Raw genomic sequence first — 17,186 nt, forward strand, 5'->3', positions numbered from 1 at the left:
TATTATTCATAAATAAAGTTTATTATATAGAAATTAAAAGGAGCGTGCACCATGAAAAAAATGCAGACTTTGCAGGCGTTAGAAAAAAATGGAATTGTGGCCGTGCTGCGTGCAGACTCCGTTGAAAAAGCTTTGCGTATTACGGATGCACTGATTGCCGGCGGGATCAAAAGCATCGAACTAACTTTTACCGTTCCGAATGCGGATGTTGCCATCAAAAAATTGACGGAACTGTACCAAGACCGTGATGATGTCCTCGTTGGAGCTGGCACTGTCCTGGATGCCCAGACCGCCCAGACCGCGCAAATGGCCGGGGCAAAATTCATCGTCGCGCCGACATTTGATCCGGAAACGGCTGCTTTTTGTAACCTTTATCAAATCCCTTATATCCCGGGCTGTATGACGGTAAATGAAATGAAAGCGGCCATGCAGGCAGGGGCAGAAGTGATTAAACTGTTCCCGAGCAATATTGTCGGGCCGGCATTTGTAAAAGACGTAAAAGCTCCGCTGCCGCAACTTGAAATCATGCCTTCAGGCGGAATCAGTCTGGACAATATGGGAAATTGGATCAAAGCAGGCTGTAAAATCCTTGGCGTAGGCGGAAGCTTATTGAAACCTGCCGAAACCAATGATTTTGCGAAAGTGACCGAGACAGCAAGAGCGTTTGTGGACAAATATCAGCAACTAACAGAAGCCGTGCATCAGCAATCGAGGGGTCAATATGCCTAAAATTTTAACACTTGGAGAGATTTTGCTGCGCCTTTCCACCTCCCCGGGAGATCTTTTATCCTGCAGCCATTCTTTCAATGTAAACTACGGCGGGGCGGAGGCGAATGTTGCCACAACGCTTGCCAGTTTCGGGCATGACGTTGCGTTTGCGAGCAAAGTGCCGGATTCCCCTTTGGGAGCGGCTGCAGTGAGAAGCCTCCGGGCAAGCGGTATTGATACTTCCCGTCTTCTAATGGGCGGCAACCGGCTCGGCATCTATTTTTTGGAACAGGGGGGCACATTGCGCAATTCCAAAGTGATCTATGACAGGGAAAGTTCCAGCTTTTCACAGATGGATATTGGCGAGTGGGATTTTGACCGGCTTTTTGCGGATGTGGCCCTTTTCCACCTGACTGGCATTACCTTTGCTGTGTCCGAATCATGGAAATATTATGGGCAAATTCTCGTTAAAGCGGCTTTTGATCGCGGCATTCCGGTCAGCTACGACATCAATTACCGGCCGGCAATGTGGACGATGGAAGAGGCGAGGGCAGCCATTATCCCGATCTTGCCGATGCTCACTTACTGCTGTGCCAACTATCTTGATGCCCGAAACTTTTTTGGCATTGATGCATCGGTGGCTGTGCCCGGCAATATGGAAGCATGTTACCGGGAAATCAGCCGCAAGTACCCGAATCTCCGCGCACTCTATGCGACAGACCGGAACGTCATCTCCCCGACCTGCCATGAATTGCAGGGCATGCTCTGGACTGGCGGTGTTTTTATACAATCCAGGCGTTACCGTATGGAGCAGATCGTAGACCGGATCGGCGGCGGGGATGCCTATGCGGCGGGGATGCTCCACGGCTTCTTAACCGGGATGGATCCGGAAGAAACCGTACAATTTGCGACTGCCACCTCTGTGTTGAAACATTCTGTGAACGGGGATGCGCTGCCGCTTTCAGCAGACGAAGTCCGATCATGGGAAGGCGCTTCCGGCCGGGAAGTCGTTCGGTAAACAAGTGCTCAAAAAAACCAAAAAAACTATTGAATAAATTTGAAAGCGGATTATAATAAGGAGTGTAAGAACAAATAAGAAACTTGATTTCCAAATAGGAAATAAAGGAGGGGCGAATTTGAAAAAATTATCTTATTCATACGTGAAAGACCTGCAACGGTATCCAACCAAAGCCATCCAGTTTGGAGAAGGAAATTTTCTTCGGGCTTTTGTCGACTGGCAGATTGAGCAAATGAACAAACGCGGACTTTTTCAAGGTGGGGTGACAATTGTACAATCATTGCCACGCGGTAGAGTAGGGCAACTTGCTGGACAGGACTTTTTATTCACAGTCATGCTGGAAGGAATGCAAAATGGAAAAGCAGTCCAGTCCCATGAGATTATTTCATCTGTAAATAGCGGGATCAATCCTTATGAAGATTATGACGCCTATTTACAACTGGCCCATGATGACAACATCCGGTTTATTTTTTCCAATACGACGGAAGCCGGCATCGTCTATCGTGAAGGAGATGCATTAACCGACCGGCCTCCTGTCAGTTTCCCGGCAAAACTTACGGCACTGCTCTATGAAAGATATAAGGCCGGAAAAAAGGGGTTTTACATCATTCCTTGCGAGCTCATTGAAAATAACGGCAAGGCACTGAAAGAAATTGTGCACCGCTATGCGGATGAGTGGAAGCTTGGCGAAGATTTCAGCAGCTGGCTTGAATCAGAAAATACTTTCTGCTCCAGCCTGGTCGACCGGATTGTCCCGGGCTACCCGAAAGACCGCGCAGAAAAACTTTGGGAAGAATGGGGCTATGAAGATACGTTAATTGCAAAAGCAGAACCATTTCTCATTTGGGTGATTGAAGGGCCCAAGGAGCTGGAAGAAGAACTGCCGCTCAAAAAAGTGGGGCTGAATGTCGTGGTCACCGATCATTTAAAACCGTACCGCGACAGGAAAGTATACTTACTAAACGCCCCCCATACAACAATGGCCTGCCTGGCGCGACTTGTCGGCATTAAAACAGTCGGCGGGGTAATGGAAGATCCCGATTTTTACCGGTTGATTGACCGCGAAATGTTTGCGGAAATCATCCCGTCATTGGATTTGCCAAAAGAAGAGTTGACAAGTTACGCGGCGGGAATTCAGGAACGTTTCAGAAACCCGTATATGGAACACCAGCTGGACGCGATTGCTTTAAACAGCGTTTCAAAATTTAAGGCACGCCTCCTGCCCATATTGGCGGAGCATGTAAAAAGGTTCCACAAAATCCCGTCAAGAATTGCGTTAGCTTTATCCGGGCTGTTGAAAATTTATGGAGAGCAGAATCCTGCCTCTGCTAAAGCAATTGATTTGCCGGATGTTTTGAAAGAGTTTTCAATGGCGTATCACTCCGATCGCTATGTTTGGGACATTTTAAGCAACGAAACCTTATGGGGAATGGATTTGACAAAAATTGACGGCCTGCCCGCTCAAGTTGAAAAAGGCTTGCAGTTGATAGAAAAAGAGGGCGTTCGCAGGGCAGTGCAGCAGGCCAACGAGGAGGCATTACCGATTGAAAAATAAAACCATTCAGCTAAACCCCCGGGATAATGTACTCGTTGCTCTTCAGGATTTAGAGCCGGGTGATGTCCTTACATCAGGGGATAGGGCGATCACCGTAAATGAGGCAATAAAAAGAGGACACAAAATTGCTTTAGAAGATATCGAGGAGAACGCGGACATTATAAAATACGGGTCACCCATTGGACATGCGACAAAAAAGATTGAACAAGGCAGCTGGGTCCATACCCATAACGTGAGCACCAATCTTTCCGGAAAAGTGGAATACGAGTACAAGCCGGAACTGCATCCCCGCATCTTTCCGAAAGACAGCCGCACTTTTAAAGGTTATTTGCGGAAAAACGGAAAAGCCGGGATACGCAATGATTTATACATCATTCCGACTGTTGGGTGCATCAATATGATCGGTGATCTCCTCGTTGACCAATTTAAGGCGAATCACCCTGATAACGGCGCATTTGATGAAATTATATTGTTTAAACATCCATACGGCTGTTCCCAGCTGGGGGATGATTTGCAGAACACCCGCAAGATTTTAATGGATGCGGCCGCCCATCCAAATGCCGGCGGTGTGCTCATCTTCGGGCTTGGCTGTGAAAACAACCAGCTAGATGAAATGAAGGCACAAATGGGAGAGTTTGATGAAAAGCGCGTAAAGTTTATGATTTGCCAGGATGTTGAAGATGAAGTGGAAACAGGCTTCCAACTACTGGAAGAATTGAATGAAGCTGCAAAAGAGGACAAGCGGATCGATCTGCCTCTATCAGAATTGAAAATTGGATTAAAATGCGGCGGCTCAGACGGATTTTCGGGCATTACCGGCAATCCACTGCTTGGAAGATTTTCAGATTTTGTCATTTCTCAAGGCGGCTCCACTGTTTTAACGGAAGTCCCGGAAATGTTCGGTGCCGAAAAAATGTTAATGGCACGAGCAAAAGATGAAATCGTATTCAATAAAATTGTGAAGCTCATTAATCAATTTAAAGATTATTTTGCTTCTTACGGGCAGCCAATCTATGAAAATCCTTCTCCGGGCAATAAGGCCGGCGGGATCACCACTTTGGAAGACAAATCGCTCGGCTGCACGCAAAAAGCGGGGACATCGGCAGTGGTCGATGTGCTGGAATACGGAGAAAAACTAAAGGAAAAAGGGTTATCCCTACTTCAGGCACCCGGAAATGATCTTGTTTCCTCAACAGCGCTTGCAGCGGCGGATTGCCAGATGGTCCTGTTCACAACCGGCAGGGGCACACCGTTTGGAACCTTTGTGCCAACTGTGAAAGTATCGACGAACACCGAACTTTATGAAAAGAAAAAGCAGTGGATTGATTTCAACGCGGGACGGCTGCTTGATGAAGAAATGGACGAAGTAGTAGAACAATTTATTTCTTTTATTCTTGAAGTCGCGAGCGGGAAGAAGACGAAAAATGAGATCCGCCATCTGCATGAGATTGCGATATTTAAGAACGGCGTTACTGAATAAACCATTATTCCATTCCAAAAAGAAGGTATAGAACATGTTCTTAAATCAAGATTTTCTTTTAACAACAGATTTTGCCAAGAAATTATTTCACAACCATGCCGAAAAAATGCCGATTATTGATTACCATTGCCACCTGAACCCGAAGGAAATCTACGAAAATAAAAATTTCAGAGATTTGGCACAAGTGTGGATCAATGAAGGGCATTACGGTGACCATTATAAATGGCGTTTAATGCGCGCAAACGGTGTCCCGGAAAAATATATTACGGGTGATGCTGACCCTTACGAAAAGTTTTTAAAATGGGCGGAAACGATTGAAAAATCAGTGGGCAATCCACTTTATGAATGGACGCATTTGGAGTTGCGGCGTTTCTTTGAAATTGATACGATTTTAAACCGCAAAACGGCACCGGCCATTTGGGAACAGGCAAATCAATTGCTGGCGACAGATGATTTTAAACCACGGAATTTAATTAAAAACAGCAATGTGAAAGTGGTTTGCACAACAGATGACCCGGTGGATGACCTTCAATACCATAAATTGTTACAGGAATCCGAGACGGAAAATGGTTTTAAGGTGCTGCCGGCTTTCCGGCCCGATAAGGTGCTGAACATCCAGAATAAAGAATACGCTGATTATGTCCACAAATTAGCAACTGTTTCAGGCGTTTCAATCCAAAATTTCTCGGATCTCGTTTCGGCTGTTCGAAACCGAATTGAATATTTCCATGAAAGAGGCGGACGGTTATCCGACCATGCCCTGGATACTTTTACGTATGCAGAGGCGGCGCCGCAACAATTGGATGCGATCGTTGAGAAAGCGTTATCACAAGAAGCGTTGAGTTTAAATGAAATCAATCAATATCACACAGCGCTGTTAATAGAACTTATGCACATTTATCACGAAAAAGGCTGGGTCATGCAATATCACATTCATGCTTACAGGAACTTAAATGGGCCCATGTTTGAAAAACTGGGGCCTGATACGGGGTATGATGCATTGAATGATCGATGTATTGCAGAATCTTACGGGAAATTATTTGCCCGTGCAGAAAATGAAGATATCATTCCAAAAACGATTCTTTATTCTTTAAACCCGAACGACTGGCTCCCGCTTGTCACAATGATGGGCTGTTTCCAAAAAGATACGGTTCAGAAATTGCAGCTGGGATGCGCCTGGTGGTTTAACGATACAAGAAGCGGGATGCGCAGGCAATTGGAAATGTTTGCAGAAGAAAGCCTCCTGCCAAATTTTGTCGGCATGTTAACCGATTCACGCAGTTTCCTGTCATACCCGCGCCACGAATATTTCCGCAGGGTACTATGCGAGCTATTTGGCGAATGGGCAGAACGGGGACAAATCCCCGAGGATGAAGAACAGATCGGGAAAATCATTGAAGATATTGCTTACCATAATGCTTATCGATATTTTGGTTTTTTTGAGTAATAAGGCTTTTGTATGTTCCGGAATTGGAGGATTTCGCACTTTTTAATAAAAATAGGTGGTGCAGAAACATGGCTGAAAGCGTTGTAAAAACGACCGCGGAAAAGATAATTGATCCGCAGCATGCATCCAAGCGTATTTCGTTAAAAGAAAAAGTGAGTTACGGTTTTGGTGATTTTGGGAATGGTTTTATGTTTGATTTGGGGCAATCTTATTTGACCAATTTCTATACGGATGTCGCAGGCATTAGCGCTGCGGCAGCCGCCGGTGTTTTTTCGATTACAAAAATCTTTGATGCATTTATGGACCCATTAGCCGGATCCATCATTGATTCGAGAACCCCCGGAAAGCGCGGTAAGTTTCGTCCAGTTATGATGGTTTCTTCTGTATTGCTAGCGATTATGACAGTCATTATCTTTATAATGCCGTCCGGTTTATCACCAACGATGAAGATCGTTTACGCATATGCAACATATATGGCTTGGGGTGTTTTGTATTCGTTTACAAATGTGCCATACGGGTCTTTGGCTTCTGTCATGACAAGAAATGTAGATGACCGATCCTTCATGGCTTCTACACGGCAGGCCGGCTCAATTGGCGCCCAATTGGTAACTGGTGTTGCTTTTGTTCCAATTATGCTGTTGTTCTCAAATACAAAAGTAGGTTATGCCGTTACTGCAGCTATTATGGCTTTCATTGGTATATGCGGTTTCTTTATATGCTATATCAATACAAAAGAACATATTCATGCTGAAAATTCACGAAGCAAAGAACGCGAAACGATGAAAGATTATCTTCGGGTCGTATTTACGAACAGGCCGCTGTGGAGCCTGATTTTAATGACATTATTTACAATTTCTGCTATGAATACAAACAACCAAATGATGATTTATTTCTGTAAATACAATCTGAATAACATCGGTTTGCAACCAATTATTAATTTTATCATGATGGGCTGCTCTGTTGCAGGGATTACACTCATCCCATTTTTGGTAAAAAAGTTTGGCAAGAAAAAAACAGCAATTGGCGGGCTTATCATTGGAGTCGTTGCGGACGCATTGAATTTTGTCATTCCAACAAACATTGTAACATTCATTATTTTAGTTACGATCGGGTATGTGGCTTTAGCCATTCCGAACGGTGTTACCTGGGCTTTTGTATCTGATACGATTGACTACGGCCACTGGCATACAGGTGTACGTAAAGAAGGGATTACCTATGCTGCCTTTAACTTCTCGAGAAAAATTGCCCAATCTATTGCAGCATTGGTTTCAGCAGGTATTCTTGCTGCAACGGGATATATTGCGAATGCCCATCAATCATCAACAACATTGCTTGGAATTAAAGGGGCAATGACGATTTATCCGGCTGTCGCTTTACTACTTGCTGCAATTATTATCACCCTTTTATATAATTTGCCTGATGATAAATTTAAACAAATTGCAAATGATTTGGAAAACGGTCGTTGGGAAAAGGGTACATTTATTCAAGGATAAAAAGAAACAGGGGATAGAAAACACAGCAGTTTACTTGGTATAATCATAAAATTTTGATAAGCGGCTGCTTTCTTAAAATTCAAGAAGGCAGCTCTGTTCATTTAGTAATGAGGTTTTATAGGTGTATTTATTGGTTCCATTTAGATCATCTTTCGCTGTGTTTCGACGAATAAGCTGTGAATGCAAGTGTACTATTCTGTCATACTCTGCCGCATGTCGTTTTACAGGGCTTCCTTTTAGGAACGGGAGATCGGGATAAGGAACGGCTGTCATGATTTATCTTTCTATATTGCTCTAAGTTATTGTTGCGTCCAGCATAGCGCGGGAAATGACAGATGATCGTGAATTCGCGGGGCAGATTGTACTGTCGGCATTCAGTTTTTTTTATAATTTCAATTATTAGGAGGCTTTCACATGGATCTAGACGATTTCACCCTTGACTTTTTCAGTTTAAAAGGCAAAGTGGCGGTGGTAACCGGGTCGGCGACAGGGCTTGGGCAGGCATATGCCGTTGCGCTGGCGAAAGCGGGGGCCGATTTGTATTTGCCGGTGCACCGGTCGAGCGGCGAGGAGACGAAGTCTCTCATTGAAAAACAGGGCAGGAAAGCCGTGCTCGTAAAGGCAGATTTGAGCGGGAAAGAAGCAGCAAAGAAAGTGATTGATGGCTGCATTGAAACGTACGGCAAGATTGATATTCTTGTGAACAACGCTGGCATTATTAAACGGGCGCCGCTGTTGGAGTATAAAGATGAAGACTGGGAGAACGTTCTTGATGTGAATTTAAATGGCGTCTACTACTTAAGCCAGGCAGCCGCAAAAGAAATGGCGAAACAAAAAAGCGGGAAAATCATCAATGTTGCTTCTATGCTTTCTTTTCAGGGCGGGAAGTTCGTTCCGTCCTACACGGCCAGCAAGCATGGTGTTGCAGGCCTTACGAAAGCGTTTGCCAATGAATTAAGCACGTTCAATATCCAGGTCAATGCGATTGCCCCAGGATATATTGAGACTGCTAATACTGCCCCGATTCGTGCGGACGAAAACCGGAATGAAGAAATTTTAAGCAGAATACCGGCGGGCAGATGGGGACAACCTTTCGATTTAATGGGCGCCATCATTTTTTTAGCAAGCCCTGCATCTGACTATGTGACCGGCCATATTCTTGCAGTAGACGGTGGCTGGCTCGTGCGGTAAATCAACTTTGATTTATAAAAAATTCACAAGGAGTGATTGAAATGTCCCAAACCATGGAAACAAGATATACCCACAGCCCGGAAGACATCCGGCATTACACTACAGAACAGTTACGGAAAGAGTTTTTAGTGGAAAAGATTTTTGTTCCCGGCGAAATCATGCTGACTTATACCCATAATGATCGGCAGATTTTCGGTGGGGTTACACCGACAAATGAGCCGCTAGAGATCCGGCTTTCAAAAGAACTTGGTGTAGACTACTTTCTGGAAAGAAGGGAACTGGGCGTCATCAATATCGGAGGGCCCGGCAGTATCACGATAGAAGACAAAAAAGACCCGATGAAAAAACAGGACGGCTATTACATAGGAAAAGGGACAAAAGACGTCGTGTTTGAATCGGACGACCCCACTAACCCGGCGAAGTTTTATGTTGTTTCAGTGCCCGCGCATCACAAATATCCAAATGTGAAGATCAGCATTGACCAGATTACGCCGCGTGAAACAGGCGAAGATCTGTCTATGAACAAGCGGAAAATCTATCAATATATTCATCCGAATATTTGCGAGTCCTGCCAGCTGCAAATGGGTTACACTGTGCTTGAACCGGGCAATGCCTGGAACACCATGCCAAGCCATACGCATGATCGGCGTATGGAAACGTATTTGTACTTTGACATGGAACCGGATACACGGGTATTCCATTTTATGGGCAAACCGGATGAAACCAAGCACCTTATCCTATCTTCAGAACAGGCGGTGATTTCCCCGAGTTGGTCGATCCATTGCGGGGTAGCGACGAGCAATTACACGTTCATCTGGGCAATGTGCGGGGAAAATATCACCTATGATGATATGGATTTTGTCCCAATGGAAGAGTTGAAATAGAATGTATAGCAATAAGCTTCTCTTCTCCAAAGAGGAGCTTTCTTTTTTTACAAAAACAATACCGGAATTTCTTGACCAATCGCCATAATCCTCTATAATGAAATTGTAATACAAATAGTAAACTTAATTTCTTATTTAGAAATTATATGGAGGCGAATCAAATGAGCGAGATCATCACTGTCGGTGAGCCGCTTGTGTTGTTTATTGCGGATGAAAAGGGGCCGCTCCATGCTGTCCGGCATTATACCCGTTATATGGCCGGTGCGGATGTGAATGTATCTGTCGGGGTTTCCAGGCTCGGGCACACGGTTTCGTTTTTGACTCAGATTGGGGAAGACCCTTTCGGCGTATATGTGAAAAATTTCTTAAACAATGAGAACATTGATACCACCTATGTTTTTTCAACACCAACATATCCAACGGGTTTCATGTTAAAAGGGCTGTCGGAGATTGGCGATCCGGAAACCGTTTATTTCAGGAAGAACAGTGCTGCTTCTAAACTAACAAAAGAAGCTGTTCGCCAGGTTGATTTTTCAGAAGCAAAGATCCTCCATCTTGGCGGTATTTTGGCGGGATTAAGCGATAGTGGTTACGAGACAACTTTGGCGCTGATTGAAAAAGCCCGGAAATACGGCCTTACGATTACGTTTGATCCGAATTTGCGTCCGGTAATTTGGGAATCGGAAGAAAAGATGATGGAACGGACAAATGAAATCGCTTGCCTTTGTGATGTCGTCATGCCAAATGCAAAAGAAGCACAGATTTTAACCGGCGAGCATGAAAAAGAAAAGATGGCGGATTTTTACTTATCCAGAGGTGTGCGGCAGGTGATCATCAATTTAGTGGAAAAAGGTTCGTATTCAAAGAAAAAATTCGAAGATGGTTCATTTGCTGAAGCGGCAGTGCCAAAATATGAAGTGAAACATTTGGTTGACCGCATTGGGGCAGGTGATGGTTTTGTATCTGGCATTCTGGCCGGCATGCTGGAGCATCTTGACGATCAGGCGCTTTTAATGCAGGGCAATGCGATTTGCTCCATCCAGATGCAAAGCCTCGGGGACAATGACGGCCTGCCGACGCGGGCAGCATTGGATGCGTTTATGAAATCGGCCGCCTTAGTAGCCACACGGTAAAAAGCCTAGCATTCCTGTTTCAGGAGCCTCATAGAATAGAAATCGTCCGGCACTCTTGTTTTTTCCTGGAGTGCCGGGCTTTTTCCCTTTTCAAACCCTTTTGTGTGAGAAATACAAAAAGTACTTGACCAAAAATGAAACTGTCATATAATTTTTAATGTAAACCATAAATTATTTTAGGTTGACATATAAAAAGGGGTGACGGTAGTGGATTGGTCGAAATTGGCAGAAAAGGTGATTGAAGGGTATGTGATAAGGGAAGAAGAGGCCAAGGAAATTTTAATGGTTCGTGATCATGAAGTATTGGCACTTGTCCATGGAGCCTATCAGATTCGCCGGCATTTTTATGGAAAAAAGGTAAAGTTGAATTTGATTATTAACGCCAAAAGCGGACTTTGCCCTGAGGATTGCGGCTACTGTGCACAATCGATTAAGGCAGCAACAAAAATCGACCGGTATCCTTTGGTCAACAAACAAACGATTGTGGAAGGGGCAAAGGAAGCGAAAAAGAATAAAATTGGTACATATTGCATTGTGATGAGTGGGCGCAGACCAACCAACCGTGAAGTGGATGCAGTGATTGCGGCAGTTGAGGAAATTAAACGTGATGTGGAACCATTAAAAATTTGTGCCTGTTTGGGACTCGTTACTGAAGAGCAGGCGTTTAAGCTGAAGGCAGCGGGTGTGGACCGATTTAATCACAATATTAATACGAGTGCAAATCACCATCCGAATATTACAACCACACATTGTTATGAAGATAGGGTCAACACCATTGAAAACGTAAAAAAAGCAGGAATCTCCCCGTGTTCCGGTGTGATTTGTGGCATGGGGGAAACGGATCAGGACATAATTGATATGGCATTCGCGCTCAAGGATTTGGACGCTGATTCCATTCCGGTCAACTTTCTGCATCCTGTTAAGGGAACAAAACTTGAAAATATGGACGAATTGACACCGATTCGTTGTTTAAAGAATTTGTCCTTGTTCCGGTTTATCAATCCCACAAAGGAAATTCGGATTGCTGGCGGGCGGGAATATCATTTGCGCTCTTTGCAGAATTTAGGGCTATTTATTGCCAACTCCATTTTTATTGGTGATTATTTAACGACAGAGGGCCAGGACGCAAAAGAAGATTACCAGTTAATTGAAGATCTCGGATTTGAAATAGAAGAAAATCCGTTCGAAACAGAAGGCCAGCAGTTCACTTTGTATCATTCGTAGATACGCTTCACTCTTAAACACCCCTAATTCACGCTTGGCGACCTTTTTTCATAGCAAATGAAAAGCATTCTTTTTTTGGTACTGATCCACTTGCCAAAGGAAAGGAATGCTTTTTAGCTATGGAATGGTAAAAACTGTGGCGCCCCCCAAACCATTCTTTTTATCATTCTCTCGTGATCTCGCGGAAATATTTCAGTCTAAATGGTTTAAATCTCAGTTGCTGCGGATAAATTTCTTCTCTCAATCCAGGCAATTCTCCGTTTTGGAGTGGTTTTTGCAATTTTTTTGATCGATCCCCTTTCAAATAGGCAAAATGTAACCCTGTATAGGTATATAGACTCATTTAGAATGATTGTTCACTATTTTTTTCAAATTCGGGATAAAATTTACGAGATTTATTGATTATAATGGTGTTTGATACATAGAACAAAAGGAGGAGACAGATTGCGAAGATTGATTTTTTTGGGGGGTGCGGGTTTTTTATTGCTGTTTGCGCTAAGTTTTGTGAAGCCTGCTTCAGCCGCCTCGTCTACCATGTATACGTGGACACCGTCGAAGCTTTATAAAACGGCGTCCGGCGCGGCTTACTCCAGAAATGTGAACAGCGGGACAGCGGTAACCGTCTACAGCAAGTCAGGCAAGCGCTATAAGGTGAAAGCAGGTGGGAAAACAGGTTACATTTATGCTGATAACCTGACAAGGAGCAAAGTGAAAAAAGAGGACTATTTTGGTTCGAAAATTTATAAGCAGGCGGCAGGCGGCCCGTATGTTGCTTCCGTACCGGCGGGGAAGATGATGTATATCAAAATGGAAGCAACGAAAAACGGCATGTATCTGGCCCACGTGATCGGAACCGGGTACAGCGGCTATGTTGACAAAACCCATTTTATTAAACCGGTTGTAAAATATACGTGGATGCCGTCTAAATTATACACATCCGCAACCGGAAATTCGTATAACAAGACGATTAAAGATGGGCAAAAGGTGTCGGTTTTTAATGGGTCGCACGGTCGTTACCAAGTGAAAGCAGGCAATAGCTCCGGATATATTTATGCGAACAACTTAACCGGCTTGCTCGCGAAAAAAACGGTCTATGCTTCTTCCAAACTGTATACATCTGCATCCCATACAAAATATACGGCTGTTATTAGACCGAATCAGCAGGTGTATGTGAAAGAAAGCACCCAAAATATGTCCCATATCTGCGTCGTTGGGACAACCCAAAGTGGCTGGATTTATACGAGCCACTTCACAAAACCTGCACCGGCAGCGGGTGGGAAAACGACGGGAACGGCAACCGGCAGCACGTCCGGATCTACAGGGTCTGCCGCAGCAACAAGTGGCACGACCACAACGGGCAACACTGGATCAGGTTCTGCATCCGGAACGACTACAACGGGAAACACCGGATCGGGTTCTACGTCCGGAACGACCACAACGGGCAACACTGGATCAGGTTCTGCATCCGGGACAGCTGCAACAGGCAACACCGGATCAGGTTCTGCATCCGGAACGACCGCAACGGGCAACACTGGATCAGGTTCTGCATCCGGAACGACCGCAACGGGCAACACCGGATCAGGTTCTGCATCCGGAACGACCACAACGGGCAGTACCGGATCAGCCACTGCATCCGCCACGACGACAAAGGGACTGGATGTCAGCCATTATCAAACTCTGACACAAGACAGTTTTAACCTTATGAAGAGCCAGGGCTACAATTTTGTCATTCTGAAAGCAACAGAAGGAAGCGGATATACGGATTCGAAGTTTTATACCTATTATAAGTATGCCAGAAACGCCGGCTTGTCGGTCCATGCTTATCATATGATCGGCAATTCCACCACCACTTCCGCACAGCATATTGCAGAAGCCAAGCATTTTTATCAAGTGCTGGCCCAAGCAAAGGCGAAAACCGGCTATGCGTTTACGGGCTACGCTTTCGAAGATATAGAACCTACCGGGACGAATAGCATTACAACAACTTGGTGGGCAAATGCGGCCCCGGCTTGTGCTGGCTATTTCTTAAATGAAATGCAGACGCTCGGGCAGGCGAAAGTGGGCATTTATGCCGGCTACTTTAATTGGAAAAGCTATCTTGAGGGCCATACAGATTCTTGGCCTAGCAATACCAAAATCTGGCTGGCACGATATAACATCACGCTCGGTACGAATGCAGACGTTTGGCAGTACACCGAAACCGGAACGATCGATGGCATCACCGGCCATTTTGACCTTGATATCAGCTATGATCCTGATTTTTAAAAGATGTTCTCAAAAAAAAACGGCGAGAAACTGCTCTCGCCGTTTTGATTTGGCTTCCATCAGCATTGGAACATCCGGGCCAGCGCGCGGTATGATCGCAGAAATTTTCCCCGCCCGCTGGTTCAGGCCTCCACAAGCTTCCCGTTTGTTGCCGGCTCAGGTCTTTCGCATCTGCCAACTTTTCTATTGGTCAAGCGCCGGGCTGCCAAACGGCTCAGGCGGGGAGATTTTGATCAGGCATCCGCAAATTCGCGGATTTTTTTAGCTGCTTTTCTGCTTGCCCCTCCCGGCAGGACAGTAAGCCCATAGAGTAAAAGCATAAAGAAAGCACATCCAAACAGCCATCTGTACAGGTGCCGGTTTATATGGGGACCGGTAATCTGTTTTGATACGGTAAACGTAAGGTCTGTTTTTGCCATCGGTTTGCCGTTTTGGTAAAATTGGCCCCCTCCGTACAAATCCATCTGCTCAAAATGTCCGCTTGGGCCGTTCGCATGAAGGAACATCCGGGCATGCGCCGGTCCGTAGAGTTGTTCGACCCGGAGTGCATAATGCCTGTTTTCACCGGGCAAGGCTTTTTTCAAAAGAAATGCCTTATAGCCGTTTGTTTTTCGCTTATGGTTTGTAAATTTTCGTTCAAACACCATTTTTTGCCGCCCGCCGCTTTTATGCCATAAAGAAACGCGGTATGCGGCTTTACCGTGGAATCGGGCAGGCATAAAAGCGACCCGGTCGAAAGCTTTGTCTGCGATAAACGTTTGGGTAACGGTATGATGCCGGTCAACAAGCGCAACAGGTTTTCCTCTGGCCGCCTGCTGGTTGACGATATAATCCTCGTATTTTTCGGTTGTTCCTGTGAATGCTTTTTCATTCCATTTGGCGCAAACGGCGAGCAGGACAATAAGGCTTAAAACGAGCAGCCAGTTTCCTGCTGTTTGCAGTTTCCATCTTTTTTGTGCCGGCAGCCATTTTTTTGCTTCCAAGAACTGATGCATCTTTTCAAGACCCCGTGCAGCGCAAAAAATCATCAATGGCGTGAACAGGAGGGAGTAGCGCGGTTCTGCTTCCCAAATAAAAATGAAAAACAAGTAGCTGCCAAATAAGCAAATTTGCATGAGTAATTGAACATCAAATCTTATTTTACGGAAGAACGTTAAGCCCGAAACGGCCAGCAAAAAGAGCGTTGCGATATGAAATACCTGGATGATAAACAACAGCACTTGATTCTGGTCTCCGTAAACATAACGGTATGCGGCGTTGTAATGGTCCATCCGCTGATTGTACTTGGCGTAGGCCTGATCGCCTTGTGAAAATGTGCGGAAGGCTTTTACCGCCCAAAGCTTGAGCAGACCGGATGTACCCCTCGTTTCGATCCGCTGTTTGATCAGTGCATAATCCGCCTGTTTTTTTGCCTGTTGGGTGGGAAGACTTTCTGACAATCTCGTATCCGCGACATTGTATCGGCCTTCATTTGAAAGGCCAAGCGCCAGCCAGTGGGTTACCGGTGCCTTGATGGTCGCGTTTTCCCGGTAGCCGAGATGATGGTAATACGCCTCTGCCCCAAAAGTGACAGGCAAAAAAACAAGCATAATGAACGCTATTCGCAGCACGGTTTGTTTCAGCCGGAGCGTGTAGAGCATGTAGATCAAAAGGGCAGGCAAAAGCAATACCATATTTTCCCTTAATTGGCATCCAACAGCAAGCACTGCACCAAGCAGAAAAAGGTATACCGGGCGCCCCGTACGGCTGTGGCAGTACCAAAAATACACCGCCATGGACGGAAAGGCGATCGCAAGGCTTTCTGTATAAAAATACGGGATATAAAGAAAGAGCGGCAGCCATGTGATTGTGAAAACAAGCAGTAAATTTCCCGTTTTGCGGCCGGATGTTTTCACCGCTAGCAGCCAGAGAAAAAAGATCCCAATATTCAGGAACAAAGCCGCTGCCAGCTTATCAACAATCAAAAACCAGTCCGGATTTCCAAACGCAGCATAACGGTAAAGCAGGTAACGGGCAATGGTAATCGGTACATTGTTCGGGTACAGCTGTAAATAGTACTCATTTCCGAGCAATGTCCCGTGCTTTAATAAATACAAAGCTTCCAGATAAATATGGCCACCATCCACCTTGGGCGGCTGCACCCCGTGAAACAGGATAAGAATCGCCGTTTCAATAGACAAAATAACGGCAAACAAAAAGGCTGCCATTCTTTTCAGCCCTTTGTCTGAAAGCCTTGCAAAAATGCGGCAACAGCCAAGATAAAACAGGATGGCCACTACGGAAAAGAGGAACAGCGCTGCCATCTGCCCCGTTGAAATATTCCATTTTCCATCAAGCAGCACGAAATGCGGGTCATCTTTTTTGGCCCACAGCGGTGCGATAAAGAAACTGCCGATTGTGATAAGAGCGCATGACACCGTAAATATGATACTAAAAAGACTAATGGTTATCTTCTTCACGAACATGGAGGACTCACCTCATGTAATGTTCTTTACGCATAGAATCCATTCTCTGGCATGTAATGGGTTGGTGGTGCATGAAAACAGTCTTTTTTATCATGCCCCGCCGCCTGCACTTCGTATTCTTGCATAATTTTCCAGATTTCTCAAGGGACCAGTATAGCGACTTATTCTGAATAAACCGTGAGAATTCAATGAAAAAACCCACAGTTTTTCAGCGACCAATGCGGCACGCGGGAAACTGGCGACAAGCCGGCCGGTGATTTACGTGAAAGGTTTTCCGAGCGAAATACCGCGCAGCACGGTTCTATATAAGTTTTTACATCAAG

Annotated in this window: 12 protein-coding genes; 11 read left to right on the top strand and 1 reads right to left on the bottom strand. The window is 45.2% G+C overall.

The features are described 5' to 3' along the window. Positions 1-51 precede the first annotated feature (51 nt). The 11 genes from BCOA_RS28680 (at position 52) to BCOA_RS28730 (ending at position 14,398) form a co-directional block, all read left to right on the top strand. Complete coding sequence (locus tag BCOA_RS28680) at positions 52-729, top strand: bifunctional 2-keto-4-hydroxyglutarate aldolase/2-keto-3-deoxy-6-phosphogluconate aldolase (protein WP_014097491.1); 678 nt, start codon at positions 52-54, stop codon at positions 727-729. Next, positions 722-1,726: a sugar kinase gene (locus BCOA_RS28685; protein WP_014097492.1), complete on the top strand. Its 1,005-nt coding sequence runs from the start codon at positions 722-724 to the stop codon at positions 1,724-1,726. Before BCOA_RS28680 ends, BCOA_RS28685 begins: the two co-directional genes overlap by 8 nt. Positions 1,727-1,844: 118 nt before the next feature. Then, positions 1,845-3,281, top strand: coding sequence for a tagaturonate reductase (locus BCOA_RS28690; protein WP_014097493.1), 1,437 nt, complete (start codon positions 1,845-1,847; stop codon positions 3,279-3,281). Next, positions 3,271-4,761, top strand: coding sequence for a UxaA family hydrolase (locus BCOA_RS28695; protein ID WP_014097494.1), 1,491 nt, complete (start codon positions 3,271-3,273; stop codon positions 4,759-4,761). The genes BCOA_RS28690 and BCOA_RS28695 overlap by 11 nt, the downstream gene beginning before the upstream one ends. 34 nt (positions 4,762-4,795) lie before the next feature. Further along, complete coding sequence (gene uxaC, locus BCOA_RS28700) at positions 4,796-6,208, top strand: glucuronate isomerase (RefSeq protein WP_014097495.1); 1,413 nt, start codon at positions 4,796-4,798, stop codon at positions 6,206-6,208. 68 nt (positions 6,209-6,276) lie between these two features. Continuing rightward, a complete protein-coding gene (locus BCOA_RS28705; RefSeq protein WP_014097496.1) occupies positions 6,277-7,701 on the top strand; it encodes a glycoside-pentoside-hexuronide (GPH):cation symporter in 1,425 nt (474 codons plus the stop codon). Positions 7,702-8,115: 414 nt separating this feature from the next. Further along, positions 8,116-8,892 carry a 2-dehydro-3-deoxy-D-gluconate 5-dehydrogenase KduD gene (kduD, locus tag BCOA_RS28710; RefSeq protein WP_014097497.1) on the top strand — a complete coding sequence of 259 codons (777 nt, stop codon included), beginning with the start codon at positions 8,116-8,118 and terminating at the stop codon, positions 8,890-8,892. Between the two features lie 53 nt (positions 8,893-8,945). After that, positions 8,946-9,776 (top strand): 5-dehydro-4-deoxy-D-glucuronate isomerase, encoded by an 831-nt coding sequence (kduI, locus tag BCOA_RS28715; RefSeq protein ID WP_026104668.1) that lies wholly within the window; start codon positions 8,946-8,948, stop codon positions 9,774-9,776. 161 nt (positions 9,777-9,937) lie between these two features. Then, on the top strand, positions 9,938-10,909 hold the full coding sequence (locus BCOA_RS28720; RefSeq protein WP_014097499.1) for a sugar kinase: 972 nt from the start codon (positions 9,938-9,940) through the stop codon (positions 10,907-10,909). 207 nt (positions 10,910-11,116) lie between these two features. After that, positions 11,117-12,133, top strand: a complete 1,017-nt coding sequence (gene bioB, locus BCOA_RS28725; RefSeq protein WP_035184106.1) for a biotin synthase BioB — start codon at positions 11,117-11,119, stop codon at positions 12,131-12,133. 444 nt (positions 12,134-12,577) lie between these two features. Further along, entirely contained in the window at positions 12,578-14,398 is a 1,821-nt protein-coding gene (locus BCOA_RS28730; protein WP_014097501.1) for a glycoside hydrolase family 25 protein, read from the top strand. 233 nt (positions 14,399-14,631) lie between these two features. Here BCOA_RS28730 and BCOA_RS28740 read toward each other — a convergent pair whose 3' ends face one another. Next, entirely contained in the window at positions 14,632-16,863 is a 2,232-nt protein-coding gene (locus BCOA_RS28740) for a glycosyltransferase family 39 protein (protein WP_014097502.1), read from the bottom strand. Positions 16,864-17,186 lie beyond the last annotated feature (323 nt).

The organism is Heyndrickxia coagulans 36D1, from assembly GCF_000169195.2.
Lineage (GTDB): Bacteria > Bacillota > Bacilli > Bacillales > Bacillaceae_C > Weizmannia > Weizmannia faecalis.

Excerpts from the sequence above, each read along its gene's own strand:
- kduD (WP_014097497.1), top strand. The coding sequence starts at position 8,116 with ATGGATCTAGACGATTTCACCCTTGACTTTTTCAGTTTAAAAGGCAAA.
- BCOA_RS28705 (WP_014097496.1), top strand. The coding sequence starts at position 6,277 with ATGGCTGAAAGCGTTGTAAAAACGACCGCGGAAAAGATAATTGATCCG.
- BCOA_RS28680 (WP_014097491.1), top strand. The coding sequence starts at position 52 with ATGAAAAAAATGCAGACTTTGCAGGCGTTAGAAAAAAATGGAATTGTG.
- BCOA_RS28740 (WP_014097502.1), bottom strand. The coding sequence starts at position 16,863 with ATGTTCGTGAAGAAGATAACCATTAGTCTTTTTAGTATCATATTTACG.
- BCOA_RS28685 (WP_014097492.1), top strand. The coding sequence starts at position 722 with ATGCCTAAAATTTTAACACTTGGAGAGATTTTGCTGCGCCTTTCCACC.
- uxaC (WP_014097495.1), top strand. The coding sequence starts at position 4,796 with ATGTTCTTAAATCAAGATTTTCTTTTAACAACAGATTTTGCCAAGAAA.
- kduI (WP_026104668.1), top strand. The coding sequence starts at position 8,946 with ATGGAAACAAGATATACCCACAGCCCGGAAGACATCCGGCATTACACT.
- BCOA_RS28720 (WP_014097499.1), top strand. The coding sequence starts at position 9,938 with ATGAGCGAGATCATCACTGTCGGTGAGCCGCTTGTGTTGTTTATTGCG.